We start from the raw sequence: 17,129 nt of genomic DNA, 5'->3' as shown, positions 1-17,129 counted from the left end.
TTGATATATCTAGACCCCGCGGCCCGGGGGCCGTTATCGTCGCGGGGTGCCGTCTCCCCGAGAACGTGGAGTTGTGATGACCGCACAGCCGCCGCATCTGCCGCCCAGCGACGAAAACCTCGAGAAACTGGTCGATACGCTGACCGAGCGCTTCCCCGCCGGCCGCGAAGAGGTCGGAGCGATCGTCCACCGGAACTTCACCGAACTCAGCTCCCACGCCCCGGTGGACGCCTACCTGCTCCAGCTGACCGAAGGCAAGGCCGCGGACGAGCTCCGCGCCCGCTACCCGGCGCGATAAGAAGCTCGACGGGACAGGGCCAGCCCACCCAGGGCCGCCGCGATCAGCCCGATCACCAAAGCGACGAAGCCACCGACGATCCCGTAACCCGTGCCGGGCCCGCCCTTGGCCGCGGCCACCACGAAAGCGCCGCCCGCCATGCCGAGCAGGCCCGCCGTCAGTGCCACGACGGCTCCTCGCCGGGTGTCGCCGGAACGGCTCCGTGCGAGCGCCAAGCCTCCCACGACCACGCCGATCACCCCCGCCAGCGCGGCGATCAAGGACCAAAGACGGCCGGGGGTCAGGGAAGCGGCGGACAGCAAGTGGACCGTCATGAGGTGCTCCTTCACTCGATGGCTTGTTGTCCGCCGATGGTGTCCGCCGGACCGGCCCCGCGTCGTCCGGTGAACGCGGGCATTCCGGACTGCCGCCGAGGGCGTGGAAACCCCGGGACTACCGCGTTCGTGGTAGCCGCCGGATCGTCCGTGCGGAGGAGTCGCACGCGCGGACGGCTGGCTAGGGTGCACGCATGGACAGGGTCTGGGACTGGGCGATCGCCGTCGGGGTGACGGCCGTCCTGGTGGTCACGGCACTGTCCGATGAGGACACCACCACGGGTCTCGGCCCGCTGGGCCACGTGGCGCTGGTCGCCGGTGGCCTGGCGCTCGCCGCGCACCGCCGGGCGCCCCTCACGGTCCTGGCCGTGACCGCGGTCTGCGCGCTGGGGTATCAGGCCGTGGGTTTCACCGTGCCCGCCGTCGCCTATCTGGTCGCGGTCTACGCCGCCGTCCGCGCCGGACATCGGATCGCCGCCGTCGCGGGGTCGGTGCTCTTGATCGTCGCGCTCCCGCTCGTGCTTCTGGCCTCCGCCAATGCCTCTTCCGTCGGCGAAGCACTCGCACAGAGCCGAGACGCTCTCCAGCTGGCCTGGCTGATCGCCGCCGGCGCGGCGGGCGAAGCGCTGCGACAGGCCGAACGGCGGGCCGACGAGGCGGAGCGCACCCGCGAAGAGACCGCGCGGCGCAGGGCCGACGAAGAGCGGCTGCACATCGCGCGGGAGCTGCACGATTCGCTCACCCACCAGATCTCCGTCATCAAGGTGCAGGCCGAGGTCGCCGTCCACCTGGCCACCAAACGGGGCGAGGCGGTGCCGGAGTCGTTGCTCGCGATCCGCGAGGCCGGCCGTGAGGCGACCAGGGAGCTGCGGGCGACCCTGGAAGCCTTGCGTGACGACGACACGAATCCGCCGCACGGACTCGACCGGATCCCCGATCTGGTGGCACGGGCACAGGCTGCCGGTCTCGACGCGACGCTCACCGTCGAAGGGCGACGACGCGACCTGCCGGCGGCCGTGGACCGCACCGCGTACCGGATCGTCCAGGAATCCTTGACCAATATCGCCCGGCATGCCGCGGCGACGACCGCGTCGGTGCGGATCGATCACCGTCCCGGCGCCCTCGCGATCCAGGTCGACGACGACGGCAAGGCCACCCCGGGCAGCGCCCCGATCCCCGGTGTCGGGCTGCTGGGGATGCGTGAACGGGTCACCGCGCTCGGCGGCCGTCTCGACGCCGGGCCACGGGACGCGGGCGGTTTCTCGGTCCGGGCGGAACTTCCCGTGGAGGCGCCGTGATCCGCGCCGACGTACTCTTTCCCGCGGAGGCGCCATGATCACCGTCTTGTTGGTCGACGACCAACCCCTCCTCCGCAGCGGGTTCCGTGCGCTGCTCGACGTCGAGGACGACATCGAGGTCGTGGCCGAAGCAGCCGACGGTGGCGAAGGCGTGGCGCTCGCCAGAAAGCATTTGCCCGATATCGCGCTCATCGACATCCAGATGCCCGGGGTCGACGGCATCGAGGCGACCAGGCGTATCTCCGCCGACCCGGAGCTGTCCGGGGTGCACGTCGTCATCCTGACCAACTACGGCTTGGACGAGTACGTCTTCGACGCGCTGCGCGCGGGCGCGGCGGGATTCCTCGTCAAGGACATCGAGCCGGAAGACTTCCTGCACGCCGTTCGCGTCGCCGCGCGTGGCGACGCCCTGCTCGCGCCTTCGATCACCCGCAAGCTGATCGACCGGTACGTCACCCTCCCGCCCGGCGGCGGCAGCGGTACCGGGCTGAAGGAACTGACCAACCGCGAACGCGAAGCCGTGGTCCTGGTCGCGCGGGGCCTGTCCAACGAGGAGATCGCCGGTCACATGGTGATCAGTCCGTCGACCGCGAAGACCCACGTCAATCGCGCCATGACCAAACTCCACGCCCGCGACCGCGCGCAACTCGTGATCCTCGCTTACGAATCGGGCCTCGTCGCACCGGGCGAGCGGTCAGGGCCAGCTGCCTGAGCCGCCCCTGGCCGACCGGACCGCTTTTCCGGTGCCACGCGGGAAACCGTGTTTGCCGAGCCGGACCTCGGCCAGCTCGTCCGCGCTGGTCATCGTGAAGAACAGTCCCAGGAAGAGGCTCAGCATCAACGCGCCCAGCACCGCCGGCACGGGCAACGGGGTGAGCGTCACCAGGAGCACGAACGCGATCGCGAGCCACGGCAACGCCTCGAAACAGATCCGGAGGGCGAACCTCAGCAGCCACGTGCGCGCGGTCGCGTCGTGCAGCACCCATTCCCGGTATCGCTCCGGCAGGCGTCGCCCGTATACGTACCGCACCCACCGGATCGGTCCTGGCCTGTCCATCGCGCATCACCTCCCGTCTTGGCGGGGTACCCGGGTCACCGCTTCCTGACGCGAGATCAGCGCGTCGAGCAAGGCGCGGATCGGCGGGCTCTGATCGTCGGTACGCCAGGCGACGCGGATTTCCCGGTGCAGCACCGGGCGGGTGCGGAGGAAGCGGACGCCGTCCGGGGTCGGCCGCTGGGCCATCCTGGGGACGAGCGCGACGGTGAGCCCCGCGGCGACCAGCGCGAGCTGGGTGGGGTACTCGGCGACGGCGAACCGGATGTCCGGCTCGGCTCCGAGCCCGCGCATGGTCTGGGTGAGCGCCACGTGGGCCTCGGTTCCGGCCGGGCAGCAGGTCCAGGTCTGGCCGGCGAGGTCGGCGAGGTCGACGACGGACCGCCCGGCGAGCGGATGATCCGCGGCGAGGGCGACCTCGGCCGGTTCGCGGACGAGCGTGCGCACGGCGACCCCCGCGGGCAGGAGCGGCGGCCGAGCCTCCCAGCTTTCCATCAGCAGCACGGTGAGCTCGTCGGTGAGCAGCCGGGGAAGCAAGTCCACCACCTCGCCGTCGCGCAGGGTCACCTTGAGCCGTGGCCGGTCGGCGACCAGTTCGGCCAGCAGGTCCGGCAGCAGCTCCCGGATCGCGCTGCCGACGGCCCCGATCCGCAGGGGACCCGCCACCTCCTGATCCAGTGCGGCGAGATCGGCCTCGGCCGCGGCGACCTGGGCGAGCACTCGCGCCGCGTGCTCGGCCAGCACCTGGCCCGCCCGGGTGAGCCGGACACCACGGCCGGCGGGCTCGAGCAGCGGGTGACCGGTCTCCTTCTCCAGCTTGTTCAGCTGCTGTGACACCCCGGACGGCGTGACGTGCAGGATTTCCGCGGCGCGGGCGACGGATCCGTACTTCGCGACCGACGCGAGCGCTTGAAGCCGGCCCAGATTCATGAAGCGATGCTACCGATTTCAGCGTAGGAACATTCACTTTTGCTATGCGACCGCACTCGGCATAGTGAACGCCATGAGTGTTCAGGCGCCCGACCGGCATCGCACCGCCGCGTTGCGCATCAGCGGGGGCGCCGCGTGCACTTCGGTGTCGGCCGGATTCGCCAAACTGTCCGGCGCGAGCCCGGGCACCACCGCGTTCCTGCGCTGCGCCATCGCGCTGACGGTGCTGATCCCGCTGTCGGTCCGGGAATGGCGACGGATCGGACCGCGGCCATGGCGGCTGGTGCGGTTCGATCTCGCGGCGGGGGCGCTGCTCGGCGTCGACTACGTCTTCTGGGTGGCCAGCATCCAGGACGTCGGCGCGTCCATCTCCACGGTGCTGCTCAACATCCAGGTGGTGGTGTTCCCGCTGCTCACCTGGCTGTTCCTGGGATCGGCCCCGTCCAGGCGGTTCCTCGCGCTCACGCCGGTCATGCTGATCGGCGTGACCATGGCGGCGGGCGTGATCGGCAAGGCCGAGCCGGGTACCGACCCGGTCGGTGGCATCGTTTTCGGCACCATCGCGGGCGTCGCCTACGCGGGGTACCTGTTCTTCATGCGGCAAGGCAGCGGCCAAGGCCATGTGATGTTCCCGGTCTGCGCCTCCACGGCGGCGGCGTGTGCCGCGGCGGTCGTGGTCGGCGGTGTGTGGACTGGGATCGACCTGGACCTCGACCTGGCCGCGTGGCTGTGGCTGATCGCGCTCGCGCTGGTCGGGCAGGTGCTCGCCTGGCTCCTCATCGCGGGCGCCCTTTCCCAGCTGGCGCCTCAGGTGAGCGCCTCACTCCTGTTGCTGCACCCGGTTCTGGCCGTCGTGTTCGGTGTCATCGCCCTGCACGAGCGGCCCACCCTCACCCAGCTGGCCGGCTGTCTGCTGGTCGTCGCCGGCGTGTGGGCGGTGAGCCGGGCACCGCGACGGGAACAGGCCTGAAAGGAGCCTTCACGCACAGCCGCTGTGACTGCTGTGGTTGCTGTGACGTTCCTGAGGGTAGTGAAGGAGGCCTTCACGGACCTGACCCGCGATCAGCGACAGCCGAATTGCCGGTTGCCGGAGCCGTGAGCCGGGTAGCCCTTCGCTATGACAACCTGCGAAGTCTGCGGAAACGACTACGACAAGACGTTCGAGATCCACACCGTCGACGGAGCGAAGCACACCTTCGACTCCTTCGAATGCGCGATCCACCAGCTGGCGCCGATCTGCGAGCATTGCGGCTGCCGTGTGGTCGGGCACGGCATCCAGGTGGAGGACCGCTTCTTCTGCTGCGCCCACTGCGCCAGGGAGAGCTCGGTCGCCGGCGGTGACAAGGCACGCGACGCGGTCGCGACGTCCTGATCGTCAGATCGCGAACCGAAGGACCGCTCCGACGCCCTCCTTCAGCCCCTCACCGCTGACGGGGACGATGTCCGCGCCTTCGGCCAGCACGGCCGCCGGGAGCGCCTCGTCCGCGCGGCACTCGGTCAGCGTCTCCGTCCCGGAGAGTTCGAGCTCCTCCTTCGCGGCCGCGACCTGGGTCGGTTCGCCGGAGACCCAGATCAGGCGATCGGCCAAGGAATCGGCATCGATCAGCAAGGTCTCGACGGCACCCGACCGCAGGGCCGCCGTCGTCCGCGCGAGCCCGTCCGCCGCCAGTCCGCCGTTGCGACCTTGTTCGGCGCGGAAGCGGTCGATCACGTCCTGGCGACCGCGTTCGGCGTGCTCGGCCAGCACCCGGCGCACCTCGGCTTCGAGCGCCTCCGGGCCACTTCCGTCCGCCCTGCCGCCTTCCTCCAGCTCGACGACCTTCTCCTTGCCGCGCGGGGCGAGCTCCTCACGCACCTGCGCTCGTGCCTGCACCTCGCCCGCGAGCACCAGTACTTCGGCACCGACGGAGTCGGCGAGCTTCACCGCTTCCTGCGCGACCTCCGCGGCGTTGCGTTCGGCCACGGCCTCCACCCGATGCTGGATGTTCCAGTAGGCCGAGCCACCACCACGCACCTTGTGCACCGGATGGTCCTCGCCATGGACGGTCCGCTGTTCGGCGCCTTCCTTGCCTGCCGCGAACAGATCGGCCCCCGTCCGGTCCGCGACCACGACCACGTGCGGCACGACGGCCGGGGTGAGCCGCAGGAGCGGGAGCAGGTACGGCCGCGGCGCGACACGGGCGACCTCACGGGGCGGCGGCTCCACGAGTTCCTCGTCGAGTACGACTTCGTTCCCCTCCGCGACCAGCGCCCGGCCCGCTTTGCCCGCCGAAGGCGGGGCGGCGGCCACGGCCGCGTCGAGAGCGGTGAGCGTCCGCTCCTCCGCGCCCTCCTCGGCCAGCCGCTTGCGGATCGACCGCCAGCGCAACTCCAGCCGCGCGGCGGCGTCCTCGGTGTCGTGCGAGTTGTCGAAGTAGACCGACGCGAACGGTCCTTCGCGGGCGGTGACCTCCCGGAGCGTTGAGGTTTGCACGATGCCTCCTGCCTCGTCGGTTCCGTTTGCGATCTTCGGGTACCCGGGAGACGGCGGGCGAATCACCCTTTGCCGGAGAAGGCGTCGAACACCGTGCCCACCAGCGCTCCGATCATCGGCAGCCGGATCGGGCAGCGCATCGGGACGAGCGGTGGGCCCGTCGAGCTCGTCGCCTTCGACGACGCGACAGGTGTAGCCGCATCCCGGGCATCGGGCGGCGTCGACTTCGTCGGCGATCGTGACCGTCGTGTCCGAAAAGGACATCTCCCGGTCGGATCGGCGCCCTGCCGCCGCGGAATCCCGCGGTCCAGGACGGCGCGCTGCGGTGACGCTCCCGCGGACGGGCACCCGGACCGGCGCCCGGGTGCCCGCCGGCCGGCTCAGACCACGGCCTGGACCCAGCCGTCGGTCTCGTCGACGACCTCACCACCGCTGATCTGCTCCAGCTTGTAGTTGATGGTCGTCCCCTCCGGGAACTGGTAATCGCACTCCTCGGAACCGTTCTCCGAACCGTTGTAGTCCTTGCAGGAGCCCTTGAACTTCCCGTGGGAGTTCGGCGCCGAGCTGGTCCAGCGCAGCCGCGTGCCGTTCCCGTCCCAGGTGTCGTCCGCGACCTTCAGCCGGTCCCCGTACGAGATCACACAGCCCCAGTCGTCGTTGAGCCAGATCTTCGTCTTGGCGCAGGACGCCCGGTCGCCGTCCCGGGTACCTTCCGTCGCACTCGCGGTGGTGACGCCCATCGTTGCCGCGGAAGCGGCCACCAACGCCGCCACGGCAGCGAATCGCTTCATCTTGCTCATTGTCGTTCCCCCTCTGTCGTTCTCTTCGGAGGACTCCAACGTCATCAGCCGGACGGCCCGGCGGCAAGGCGGACGGCACGGTCTGGGAGGCGGGAACGAAACAGTGGCTGTGACCAGCGGGAACGTGACGTCCTGGGACGAACCGGCGGCGTCGGGAGACGAGACGGTCAGGAGGCCGGCCTGCCCGCCAGCTGCTCCAGCCGGGCCATCTCGACGTCGAGGGCGGTCTGGGCCCGGCTCAGCGCCTCCGAGCTGTAGGCGCCCCTCGACCGGGCGTGCTGGAGACGTTCGGACTGTTCGGTCAAAACCCGCAGGCGCAGCCGCAGGTACTGCTCGATCTGTTCCGGGGCCGGGCGGTCACCCGGCGCTTCGGGCGGGACGCGCACGTCCGAGCGCACCCGGTCCACGACCCGGTCGCCGAAGGGCCCGTTGCCCGGATCCTCCAGAGCCGGATCGTCCAAAAGGGACTTCGCAGCGTCGGCAAGCTCGGTCGTGAGCCGGACGTACTCGCGCCGCAACCGGCCGGGGTCCTCCGACGGCACGCGCGCCGCGCGGATCACCGCCGGCAGTGTCATTCCCTGTACCAGCAGGGTCGTGGTCGCCACCACGTAGGCGATCAAGACCAGCAGGGCGCGGTCGGGGGTGTCCTGCGGAAGGGTCTGCGCCGCCGCGAGGGTGATCGCGCCGCGCATCCCCGCCCAGCCGAGCACCACACCGCCGCGCCAGCCCAGTGTCTCGGTGAGCCGGAACTCGACGTCGGCGGCGGCACGGTCGAGCCGTTTCCGGAAATGCGCCACCCGCCTCGGTGACGCCTTGCCCAGCCGCTCGGTGACGGCGGGATTCGACTCGTCGCCCCGCAGCACCGCCTGCGTCGTTTCCAACCGGGGTTTGAACCGCGCGGCCTTCCGCTGCTCGCGGTACAGGCCGCCGACCAGGGGCCCGACGAAGACTATGCGCGCGACGATGACGAGCGCCGAGGCAGCCAGCCCGATGACGAGCGCGCGCCAGACACTCGAACCGTCCTCGTGCACCTCGTCGACGAGGGTTTTGACGCTGAGTCCCATGAGCAGGAACATCGCGCTCTCCAGCAGGAAGGCCGCGGTGCGCCAGTTGACGGTCTCGGCGAGCCGATCCGTCGCGCGCAGATGCCGCGGCGCGAGGTGGCCGGTCACCAGGCCGGCGACGACGACCGCGAGCACGCCCGAGGCTCCCGCCTCTTCGGCGGGCAGGAAGGCGATGAACGGGACCACGAAGGAGATCGCGGTGTTGAGCACGGCGTTGCCCAGCAACGCGCGCACCCGGACGTTGACGATCCCGACGAGGAGCCCGATGCCGACCGCCACGACGACCGCGTAGACGAACTGCCCCACGATGCCCCAGACGGAAACCGACCCGGCGACCGCGGCGACGGCCGACCGCAGCAGCACGAGCGCGGAGGCGTCGTTGACGAGCCCTTCGCCTTCGAGCACGGTCAGCAGCCGGGGCGGCAGGCCGAGCCGCCGTCCCACGGACGTCGCGGCGACGGCGTCGGTGGGGCTGATGACCGCGCCGAGCGCGAACGCGGCGGGCCAGCCGATATCCGGGATCAGCCAATGGAACAGCCAGCCCGCGCCCACCGTCGTCCCCACCACGAGCAGTACCGCGAGACCGGTGATCGGCCGGATGTTCCGCCGGAAATCGACCACCGGCATGTTCACCGCCGCCGAATACAGCAGCGGCGGGAGCACCCCGGCGAGGATCAGCTCGGGTTCGATCTCCGGATGCGGGACGCCCGGCAGGAAGCTCAGGCCGATCCCGGCCAGCACGAGGCTCAGCGGAGCGGCCACGTTCAGCCGCTCGGAGAACGCGGCCACCGCGACGATGCTGACGACACCGAGGACGACGACGAGGGTCAGGTTCACTGGATTTCGGGTCCTCTCGCCGGTCAGGTGGCCTGCCGTGTCCATTGGTGACACGACGGCACGGGACCCGCAAGTCGGAGCGTGGCGCGCGGTGGGTCGCGAAGCCCCTCGCCTGCCGTTGGTTCGTGTTCAGTGGGTCGTGAGTGGTAAAGAGCGTTAGAACGACCATCACCACTCACGACCACCCGCACAAAGCGCCTTCGCGACGCCGGACCGTCAGCGCAGCGCCGCCAGGACGTAGTCGTCGCCGGATTGCCACACCGGAGCCACTTCCGCGAAGCCCGCCTCCCGCAGCAGCCTGGTGTGCTCCTGCGGGCTGAGCCGGTTGCCGTAGCCGGTCGAGATACCGCGCAGCTCTTCGGCCGTGAAGTGCTCCCGCAGCGCGGGATCGGCGGCGGCCGCCGCCCACCAGGTCTTCCAGTCCTCGTTGGCGTGGACCCCGGCGCGGGCCGCGCGGCGCTCCTTGACCACCTCGGCGAGCTCGCGGATGGCCGGTTGCTCGTCGTAGAGATGGTCGCCGTTGACGAGCGCTCCGCCCGCCCTCAGCGCGCCGGCGAGGTCACGGTAGACCTCGGCGAGCCGCTCGGGACGGAGCCAGTGCAACGCGGTCGTCGAGACCGCGGCGTCGACCGGCCGCCATTTCAGCCAGCCGCTCCCGGCGAGGTCGGCCCGGACGTACTCGGTGCCACCCTGCTCCGGCCTGGTCGCGCGGGCGAGGGCGAGCAGGAACGGGTCGTCGTCGACGCCGACGATCCGGGCGTGCGGCAACCGCCGGGCGAGCCTGGTGGTCAGCGAGCCAGGGCCGCAGCCGAGGTCCAGCACCAGCGGCTCGGCGACGTCTCGGCAGACGTGTTCGACGACGTCGATCAACACGGTGAAACGTTCTTCACGGTCGGCGACATAGCGTTCCTGCTGCACGTCCCACCGGCGCACCCAGTCCGCCGCGAGTTTCCCGTCCACCGGCCTCCCCTTCGTGATCTTGATCCTGTGTAGCACACCCCGGTCATGGGTTACCGTGTGCGCACAACGCAAGAAGGTGCCCGTCGGGGGAAGCCGGTGTGAATCCGGCGCTGACCCGCAACCGTGATCGGCCGTACGCCGTGAGCCGGACTGCCCGCCGGACACCGCCAACCCCAACTGTCGTGGAGTGCGGAGCGGGGTCCCGTTCACGTGCGGTCGCGCGCCCGGGACAGTGCTCGATGTCCCGGAGGTTCCTATGACGCGTCGTCCGCTCACCCGTCGGAGATTGCTGGCGCTGGCCGCGCTCACCCCGTTGGCCGCCTGCGGGACCGCACCGGCCGAAACGGGCCGGTTGAGGGTGGCGTTCGCCGCGGGCGGGTCGAAGGAAACCCTCGACCCGGCCCAGGTTTCGCTCTTCGTCGACCAGGCACGGGCCAAGGCGCTGTTCGACACGCTGGTCGCCTACAACGCCGACACCTCCTTGCGGCCACGGCTGGCGGAGTCCTGGGAAAGCGACGCCGCGGGCACGCGCTGGCGGATCCGGCTGCGGCAGGCGGCCTTCCACGACGGGCGACCGGTCACCGCGGACGACGTGCTCTACAGCTTCCGGCGGATCGCCGATCCCGCGCTGGCGTCCTCGTCGCGGCAATACTTCGCGAAGGTGGACTTCGCCCGCAGCAAAGCGTTGACCCCCAACGAAATCGAGCTGACGCTGACCGCGCCCGACTTCGAGTTCCCGTCGGGCTGGGGCGCTCCCGGCGCGGAGATCGTGCCGGCCGGGACGACGGACTTCACCGCGCCGGTCGGCTCCGGGCCGTTCCGGTTCGTCTCGTTCACCCCCGGCGGGCTGGCGGTGTTCCGCAAGAACGAGTCGCATTGGGACGGCGCGCCGAGCGTCGACGAGCTGGAATTCGTGCCGGTCAGCGAAGAAACCGCGCGCGTCAACGCGTTGCTGTCCGGGCAGGTCCACTACGCCCACGACCTCGCGGCCGGAACCGCGGCCCGGCTGGCCGGTGACGGGCGCGTTTCACTGCTCGAAGCCAAGGGAACGACGATGCAGGGCCTGATCCTGCGCCTGACCCAACCCCCGTTCTCCGATCCGAGGCTCGTGCGCGCCGTACTGTCCGGAGTGGACAGAGAGGCGCTGAACCGCGTCGCGCTGGCCGGACGAGGCGAGATCGGCAACGACCTGTTCGGCAAGGGGCTCCGCGGGTACGCCGCGGACATCCCCCAACGCCGCCGCGACGTGGACCTGGCCCGGTCGCTCGTCCGGGAAGCGGGCGCGGAGGGGCTGGCCTTCGCCCTCGAAACCAGCGACGTCGATCCGGGCTTCGCCACCGCGGCCACGCTCATTTCCCAGCAGCTCAAGGAGATCGGGCTCGTCGTCACCCCGAACACCCGCGCGTCGAGCACTTATTTCAGCGAGATCAAGACCAAGGGCGTCGCCGCGCTCACCCGCACGGCCACCCTTCCCGTCCCGACCTTCCTCAACCAGCGCTTCCGCACCCGCGGCTCGAACAACGTCAACGGCTTCGGCTCGCCGGAGTTCGACGCGCTCCTGGATCGCGCCACCGCCACCGCGGACGAACGGGCCAGGCTGGCCCTGTTCGGCGACGCGCAGCGGATCGTCCACGAATCCGGCGGTCTGCTCGCCTGGGGGTTCAGCACCTGGACGATCGCCGTGTCGAAACGGGTTTCCGGGGTGGTGACCGCACCACCGAACACCTTCGATTGGGCGCGGTTCGACCGCGCCCGGCTGTCCTGACGTGCCGGGGCACGCCGTACGGCGGCTGGGTTTCGCCGTGGTTCAGGCGATGTTCGTGCTGGTCGCGACGTTCGCCGTGACCGCGTTGCTCCCCGGCGACGCGGCCTCGGTCGTACTCGGCGAACAGGCCACCGACGAGCAGGTCGCGACCGTCCGCCAGCAGCTCGGGCTCGACCGGCCGCTCCTCGACCGCTTCGGGAGCTGGCTTTCGGGGCTGGTCACCGGCGATCTCGGCCGGTCGCTCGTGACCGGCGCGCCGGTGGCCGACGAGATCGTCCGCCGCCTCGCCGCCACCGCGGTGCTCGCCGGGGTGACGCTGGTCGTGCTCGTACCGCTCGCGCTGGTCACGGGAGTGGTCTGCGGGCTGCACGAAGGATCGCGGATCGACCGGGTGCTCACCGCGGTCACGCTGTTCCTGCATTCGATCCCCGAATTCGTCCTCGGCCTGCTGCTGGTCGCGGGATTCGCCGTCCACACCGGACTGCTTCCGGCCACCGCGGCCGGAACGGACCCGGCCGCGCGCCCCGAGGTGTTCGTGCTGCCGGTGATCGTGCTGGTCGCCCGGCAGCTGTGCGACGTCGCCCGGCAGCTGCGGATCGGGATCGCCGAACAGACCCGGGGGCCGGTGGCCGGACATCTGCGCCTGCTCGGGCTGCCCGAACGCACCGTGGTGCTGCGGCATCTCCTGCCCGCCGCCGCCGCACCCGCCGTGCAGCAGCTCGCCCGCGCCGTCGAAGGACTGCTGACCGGCACGGTGATCGTCGAATCCCTGTTCGCGATCACCGGGCTCGGCACCGGTTTCGTCGAGGCCGTGCAGAACCGGGACATCCCGCAGGTGCAGGGCTACGTGCTGGTGTTCGCCGGCGTGGTCGTGCTCGGGAACCTCGTCGCCGACCTGGTCGCGCACCGGCTGACCCCGCGCCGGGAGCTGGTCACGTGGTGAGCCGGGCCCTCGGGTGGTCGCTGCTCGCGGTACCGCTCCTGCTCGCCGTGGCCGGGCCGGTGCTCGCGGGCCCCCTGGTGTCCGTCGGCGCGCCCTGGCAGTCGCCGGACGCCGCGTATCCGCTCGGCACCGACGTCCTCGGCCGCGACGCGCTCACGGTGATCCTCGCGGGCGGGCTGCCCGTGATCGGCATGACCGTCGCCGCGCTCCTGCTCGCTTATCTGGCCGGGGTGCCGCTCGGTCTCGTCGCGGCCGGGCGCGGGCGGCTGGCCGACGAAACCGTGATGCGCTCCCTCGACCTCGTGCTGGCCTTCCCGTCGCTGCTGGTGCTCATGGTGCTCGCCGCGACCGGGCATCGCGGGCCCGGCGTGCTCATCCCGGCCGTGGCCGTCCTCCAGGTACCGGCGATCACCCGCGTGGTGCGGGCCGCGGCCTTGGCGCCCGGCTGCCGCACCGCCGTGGAAGCCCTGACCCTGCAAGGAAGACCGTGGTGGCGCATCCAGCTCGGATACGTCGCCCGGCACGTCACCGGCCCGGTCGCGACCGATGCCGGCACGAGGCTCGGCGTTGTCCTCTACCTGCTGGCGTCGGCGAACTTCCTCGGCCTCGGCCTGCCGGCCGACTCCCCGGACTGGGCCGTGGTCATCGAACGCAACAGCGAGGCCCTCTACACCGCGCCCGCGGTGGTGCTCGTGCCCGCCGCGCTGCTGATGGCGTTGTGCGTCGGCACGAACCTCGTCACCGATCGGCTGCTCGCCGCCCGGCGGGTGATCACGTGACCGTCCTGGAGATCTCCGGTCTGTCCGCCCACGCCGGGGACACCGTTCTGCTCGACGACGTCTCACTGACCCTCGAACCGGGCCGAGCCCTCGTCGTGCTCGGCGCGTCCGGCGCGGGGAAGACCACCCTTGGCCTCGCCGCGACCGGACGGGCGCGCCCGGGGATCACACTGTCCGGCTCGGTGCGGCTGGCCGGATCCCCGCTGCTGGACCGGACCGCTGCCGAACCGCGACGGGCCGGGGTCGTCGGCCACCTGCCGCAACAACCCTCGGCGGTGCTGGACCCGGTCCGCCGCTGCGGGCCGGTGCTGGCCGAACTCGCCGCGCTCCACCACCACGGCCGCGCCGCGCGGCTGGCGGCGGCCCGCACCGCCTTGGCGGAGGCGGGACTCGAGCCGGAGCTGTGGCGCCGGTTCCCGCATCAGCTGTCCGGTGGGCAGCAGCAGCGCATGGCATTGGCGACCACTCTCGTGACCCGGCCCCGGGTGCTCGTGCTCGACGAGCCGACGAGTGGTCTCGACGCGGCGAACAGGGCCGTGCTCACCGCCAGGCTGGCGGAGCTTTCCCGGTCCGGAACGGCCTTGCTGGTCCTGACCCACGATCTAGCGCTGGCGCGTGCCCTGGACGGCGACATCGCCGAACTCCGCGACCATCGTCTGCTGCCTCGTGAGGCCGTTCCCGAACAAGTGCGCCTCGACGAGCCCGCGCCACCGTCGCCCGCCTCGCCGGTACTCGTCGTTCGAGGGCTCACGGTGCGCGCCGGGCGGACGGCTCTCGTCGAGGACGTCGACCTGGAGCTCGCGGCGGGCAGCCGCACCCTGCTCACCGGGGTCTCGGGAGCGGGCAAGACGACGCTCGGCCGGGCGCTCGCCGGCCTGACCCCACCGACCGCGGGCACGATCGAAGTCGACGGCGTCCGGCTCCCCCGCCTCGCCCGTCGGCGGGATCGCGCGCAGCTGCGGGCGGTCCAATACGTCCATCAGGACAGCCGGGCGTCCTTCGACGAGTTTCGCGGGGTGCTCGACCAGGTTGCCGACACCGCGCGGCTTCTTCGCGGCCTCGGTCGCGAAGAAGCCCGGCTCGAAGCGACGGAGATGCTGGGTTCCCTCGGCGTCGACCCGGCCGGCCGCCGCCCCGGCTCACTCTCCGGCGGCCAGCTTCAGCGCTGTGCCGTGGCCCGCGCGCTCCTGGCCCGGCCCAGGGTCCTCGTCTGCGACGAGCCAACCTCCGCCCTCGACGCGGCCAACCGCGACCGGCTCTGGGATTTCGTGACCGCGACGGCGCTCCGGCACGGCATCGCGCTGCTCATGATCAGCCACGACACCGCGGCCGCCCCGTTCGCGGACGGGACGTTCACCATGTCCGGCGGGCGCCTTCGTCGGGGAGGACGGGCCTAGGCGTTGCTGGAAGAATGTGGCGTCCTTCGCGGTCCGTGCTCAGGCACAACGAGCAGATCGTCCCGCCGGTCGCGGACGCGGCCACGTCGGGACGCTCATAGGCCTCTCCGCAGACCTCGCAGCCGTAGTGGGTGCCGCTCGGATTGCCGTCTTCGTCCAGTATCGGCTCGGTGAGACCGTCATCGGTGCGGCGCAGGTAGAAACGCCCTCGGGTGAGCACCGCCATCAGCGGGGTCAGCACGACCGCGACCACCACCGCGACCAACGGGGAATACGGCCGGGGCCCGGGCCCGAAGAGTCCGAAGTAGACGGAGATCGAAAGGAGCGAGGAACCCAGGAACGCGACGACACCGACCGGGTTGACCGCGAACAGCATGCCGCGCCGGAACTCCGGCTGTTTCGGCGAGAGCCCGAGCACGAACTTGTTGATCGCGATGTCGGTGGCGACGGTGACCACCCACGCCATCGCGCAGTTCGAGTAAAAACTCAAGATGCCGTTGAGGAAGCTGAACATGTCCGCCTCCATCAGGATCAGCGCGATGGCCAGATTCACCAGCACGAACACCAGCCTGCCCGGATAGCGTTTCGTGATCCGGGTGAAGGAGTTCGTCCACGCCAGCGACCCGGAATAGGCGTTGGTGACGTTGATCTTGACCTGGCTGAGCACCACCAGGACCAGCGCCAGTGGCACCACCAGCCACGCCGGCATGACTTCGGTGAACACGCCGGTGAACTGCTCGATCGGCTCGACGGCGGCCGCCTTGCCCACCGCGTCGAGGATGTAGACCGCCATGAACACGCCGATCGCCTGCTTGATCGCGCCGAAGAACACCCAGCCCGGCCCGGCCAGCACCATCGAGGTCCACCAGGCGCGCCGGTTCTCCGCCGTGCGTGGCGGCATGAAACGCAGGTAGTCGACCTGCTCGCCGATCTGCCCCATGAGCGAAAGGCACACGCCGGCACCGAGCATGATCGCGGCCGTGCTCAGCCCGGCCCCGCCCTCGCCTTCGTAGGACAGCCACCGCTGGACCGAACCGGGATCCTTCACGACGAGGAACACCAGCGGGGCCACCATCAGCAGCAGCCACAGCGGGTTCGTCCAGCTCTGCAGTTTCGCCAGCACCTTCATGCCGTAGACGACCAGCGGGATGATCACCAGGGTGGACACCAGATAACCGAGCCACAACGGCAGCGCTATCGCGTACTTCAGGCCCTGCGCCATGATCGAGCCTTCGAGCGCGAAGAAGATGAAGGTGAAACTGGCGAAGATGACGCTGGTCAGCACCGAACCGTAGTAGCCGAAACCGGAACCCCGGGTGATCAGGTCGAGATCGATGTTGTAGCGGGCGGCGTAATAGGCCAGCGGGAACCCGGTCACGAAGATGATCACCGCCGCCAGGGCGATCGCCAGCAGCGCGTTGCCCGTGCCGTGGGTCAGGCCGATCCCGGCGCCGATCGAGAAGTCCGCCATGTAGGCGATCCCGCCCAACGCGGAAGCACCGACCACGGCCGGTGTCCAGCGACGGTAGGTCCTCGGCGCGAATCGGAGGGTGTAGTCCTCGAGTGTCTCCTTCGTCGCGCCGAGGCCGGTGGGCGCGGCACGGGTCTCCGATTCTTCGATGGTCATGACCGAGGTCTCCTCCAGAGCACCGGGGACGGAAGCCAGAAGCTACGAACGCCTCGTTTCCGCCCGCCCGCCCGGTTGTGACGGGCGGGTTTCCGTGTGTTGCCGGACCTCGGCGCGGCCGTTAACACGGGGCGGGGCAAGGGTTGGCAGTTCGCGAAGTCCGTGAGGGCCTCCTTCCCTACCTTGACAGTAGGGAAGGAGGCCCTCACAGACCTGGAAATACGCACAAGTAGGAGCAAACCGGGCAATCCGCCGCAGCGTGTGTCCTTTATGGACACCCGGGCATCTCAGGCCCGCCGACCTTGAGTTCCCGCCCTTGCCTCCGGGCAAAGGGGAAGCGCCCTTCGGCCTGCTCCAGGGCAAGGTGGCGTGTTGCGAAAGCCACTTTCGCGACGTTGAAGGTTGGGAAAGTGGCTTTCGCAACGTCATTGGAAGCACAGCCCCAGGAGCGTGAGAAGGCGCCCTTCGGCCTGCCCCATGGCAAAGGGCGCGTGTCGGGGGGGGCCACCAAAAGAAGTCTGGGTGTGCGCAAAGGGAGGTGGGGCAGACCACGCCCACCGGGACCCCCGCGGGCCCCCCCCCCAACCAAC

General features: G+C 70.6%; 17 protein-coding genes and 1 riboswitch. Of the genes, 9 read left to right on the top strand and 8 right to left on the bottom strand.

Annotated elements, in window-relative coordinates; genetic code table 11:
- Positions 1-76: 76 nt before the first annotated feature.
- Positions 77-298: a three-helix bundle dimerization domain-containing protein gene (locus ACFWIW_RS05220; protein ID WP_378367237.1), complete on the top strand. Its 222-nt coding sequence runs from the start codon at positions 77-79 to the stop codon at positions 296-298.
- Here ACFWIW_RS05220 and ACFWIW_RS05215 read toward each other — a convergent pair.
- The gene (locus tag ACFWIW_RS05215; RefSeq protein WP_378367236.1) at positions 283-612 is read right to left on the bottom strand and encodes a DUF6223 family protein; all 330 of its coding nucleotides are present in this window, start codon (positions 610-612) and stop codon (positions 283-285) included. The genes ACFWIW_RS05220 and ACFWIW_RS05215 overlap by 16 nt on opposite strands.
- Positions 613-806: 194 nt before the next feature.
- On the opposite strand from ACFWIW_RS05215, the gene ACFWIW_RS05210 reads away from it, so the two are divergent.
- Together ACFWIW_RS05210 and ACFWIW_RS05205 are read left to right on the top strand one after the other, a co-directional pair.
- A complete protein-coding gene (locus tag ACFWIW_RS05210; RefSeq protein ID WP_378367235.1) occupies positions 807-1,910 on the top strand; it encodes a histidine kinase in 1,104 nt (367 codons plus the stop codon).
- A 34-nt stretch (positions 1,911-1,944) separates the two neighbouring features.
- Positions 1,945-2,622 (top strand): response regulator, encoded by a 678-nt coding sequence (locus ACFWIW_RS05205; RefSeq protein WP_378367234.1) that lies wholly within the window; start codon positions 1,945-1,947, stop codon positions 2,620-2,622.
- Here the strand turns inward: ACFWIW_RS05205 and ACFWIW_RS05200 are convergent.
- Both ACFWIW_RS05200 and ACFWIW_RS05195 read right to left on the bottom strand, forming a co-directional pair.
- The gene (locus ACFWIW_RS05200; RefSeq protein ID WP_378367233.1) at positions 2,605-2,967 is read right to left on the bottom strand and encodes a DUF5313 family protein; all 363 of its coding nucleotides are present in this window, start codon (positions 2,965-2,967) and stop codon (positions 2,605-2,607) included. The two genes, ACFWIW_RS05205 and ACFWIW_RS05200, sit on opposite strands and share 18 nt — an antisense overlap.
- A gap of 6 nt (positions 2,968-2,973) precedes the next feature.
- Positions 2,974-3,894, bottom strand: a complete 921-nt coding sequence (locus ACFWIW_RS05195; protein WP_378367232.1) for a LysR substrate-binding domain-containing protein — start codon at positions 3,892-3,894, stop codon at positions 2,974-2,976.
- 73 nt (positions 3,895-3,967) lie between these two features.
- Here ACFWIW_RS05195 and ACFWIW_RS05190 point away from each other — a divergent pair, with 73 nt between their 5' ends.
- The gene (locus ACFWIW_RS05190) at positions 3,968-4,864 is read left to right on the top strand and encodes a DMT family transporter (RefSeq protein ID WP_378367231.1); all 897 of its coding nucleotides are present in this window, start codon (positions 3,968-3,970) and stop codon (positions 4,862-4,864) included.
- 147 nt (positions 4,865-5,011) lie between these two features.
- Positions 5,012-5,266 carry a Prokaryotic metallothionein gene (locus ACFWIW_RS05185; RefSeq protein WP_378367230.1) on the top strand — a complete coding sequence of 85 codons (255 nt, stop codon included), beginning with the start codon at positions 5,012-5,014 and terminating at the stop codon, positions 5,264-5,266.
- A gap of 3 nt (positions 5,267-5,269) precedes the next feature.
- On the opposite strand, the gene ACFWIW_RS05180 is transcribed toward ACFWIW_RS05185, so the two are convergent.
- The 4 genes from ACFWIW_RS05180 to ACFWIW_RS05165 all read right to left on the bottom strand — a co-directional run bounded on the left by ACFWIW_RS05180 (position 5,270) and on the right by ACFWIW_RS05165 (position 10,028).
- Positions 5,270-6,367, bottom strand: a complete 1,098-nt coding sequence (locus tag ACFWIW_RS05180; RefSeq protein WP_378367229.1) for a Vms1/Ankzf1 family peptidyl-tRNA hydrolase — start codon at positions 6,365-6,367, stop codon at positions 5,270-5,272.
- A 380-nt stretch (positions 6,368-6,747) separates the two neighbouring features.
- A complete protein-coding gene (locus ACFWIW_RS05175; RefSeq protein WP_378367228.1) occupies positions 6,748-7,158 on the bottom strand; it encodes a hypothetical protein in 411 nt (136 codons plus the stop codon).
- A gap of 176 nt (positions 7,159-7,334) precedes the next feature.
- Positions 7,335-9,068 (bottom strand): cation:proton antiporter, encoded by a 1,734-nt coding sequence (locus ACFWIW_RS05170; protein WP_378367227.1) that lies wholly within the window; start codon positions 9,066-9,068, stop codon positions 7,335-7,337.
- Positions 9,069-9,284: 216 nt separating this feature from the next.
- Positions 9,285-10,028 carry a class I SAM-dependent methyltransferase gene (locus ACFWIW_RS05165; RefSeq protein ID WP_378367226.1) on the bottom strand — a complete coding sequence of 248 codons (744 nt, stop codon included), beginning with the start codon at positions 10,026-10,028 and terminating at the stop codon, positions 9,285-9,287.
- 57 nt (positions 10,029-10,085) lie between these two features.
- Positions 10,086-10,201, top strand: a riboswitch (cobalamin riboswitch).
- A gap of 83 nt (positions 10,202-10,284) precedes the next feature.
- On the opposite strand from ACFWIW_RS05165, the gene ACFWIW_RS05160 reads away from it, so the two are divergent.
- Genes ACFWIW_RS05160 through ACFWIW_RS05145 form a run of 4 tightly spaced genes read left to right on the top strand, consistent with a single transcriptional unit; the run spans position 10,285 to position 14,912 of the window.
- Positions 10,285-11,793 (top strand): ABC transporter substrate-binding protein, encoded by a 1,509-nt coding sequence (locus tag ACFWIW_RS05160; protein WP_378367225.1) that lies wholly within the window; start codon positions 10,285-10,287, stop codon positions 11,791-11,793.
- A gap of 1 nt (position 11,794) precedes the next feature.
- Positions 11,795-12,736 (top strand): ABC transporter permease, encoded by a 942-nt coding sequence (locus tag ACFWIW_RS05155; protein WP_378367224.1) that lies wholly within the window; start codon positions 11,795-11,797, stop codon positions 12,734-12,736.
- Positions 12,730-13,515 (top strand): ABC transporter permease, encoded by a 786-nt coding sequence (locus ACFWIW_RS05150; RefSeq protein ID WP_378367223.1) that lies wholly within the window; start codon positions 12,730-12,732, stop codon positions 13,513-13,515. The genes ACFWIW_RS05155 and ACFWIW_RS05150 overlap by 7 nt, the downstream gene beginning before the upstream one ends.
- Positions 13,512-14,912: an ABC transporter ATP-binding protein gene (locus ACFWIW_RS05145; RefSeq protein WP_378367222.1), complete on the top strand. Its 1,401-nt coding sequence runs from the start codon at positions 13,512-13,514 to the stop codon at positions 14,910-14,912. Before ACFWIW_RS05150 ends, ACFWIW_RS05145 begins: the two co-directional genes overlap by 4 nt.
- Here the strand turns inward: ACFWIW_RS05145 and ACFWIW_RS05140 are convergent.
- Entirely contained in the window at positions 14,869-16,539 is a 1,671-nt protein-coding gene (locus ACFWIW_RS05140) for a purine-cytosine permease family protein (protein ID WP_378367221.1), read from the bottom strand. The two genes, ACFWIW_RS05145 and ACFWIW_RS05140, sit on opposite strands and share 44 nt — an antisense overlap.
- Positions 16,540-17,129 lie beyond the last annotated feature (590 nt).

The organism is Amycolatopsis sp. NPDC058340, from assembly GCF_042723975.1.
Lineage (GTDB): Bacteria > Actinomycetota > Actinomycetes > Mycobacteriales > Pseudonocardiaceae > Amycolatopsis.
The sequence above is the reverse complement of the archived record's forward strand: the minus strand, read 5'-3'. Positions and strand labels throughout refer to the sequence as shown.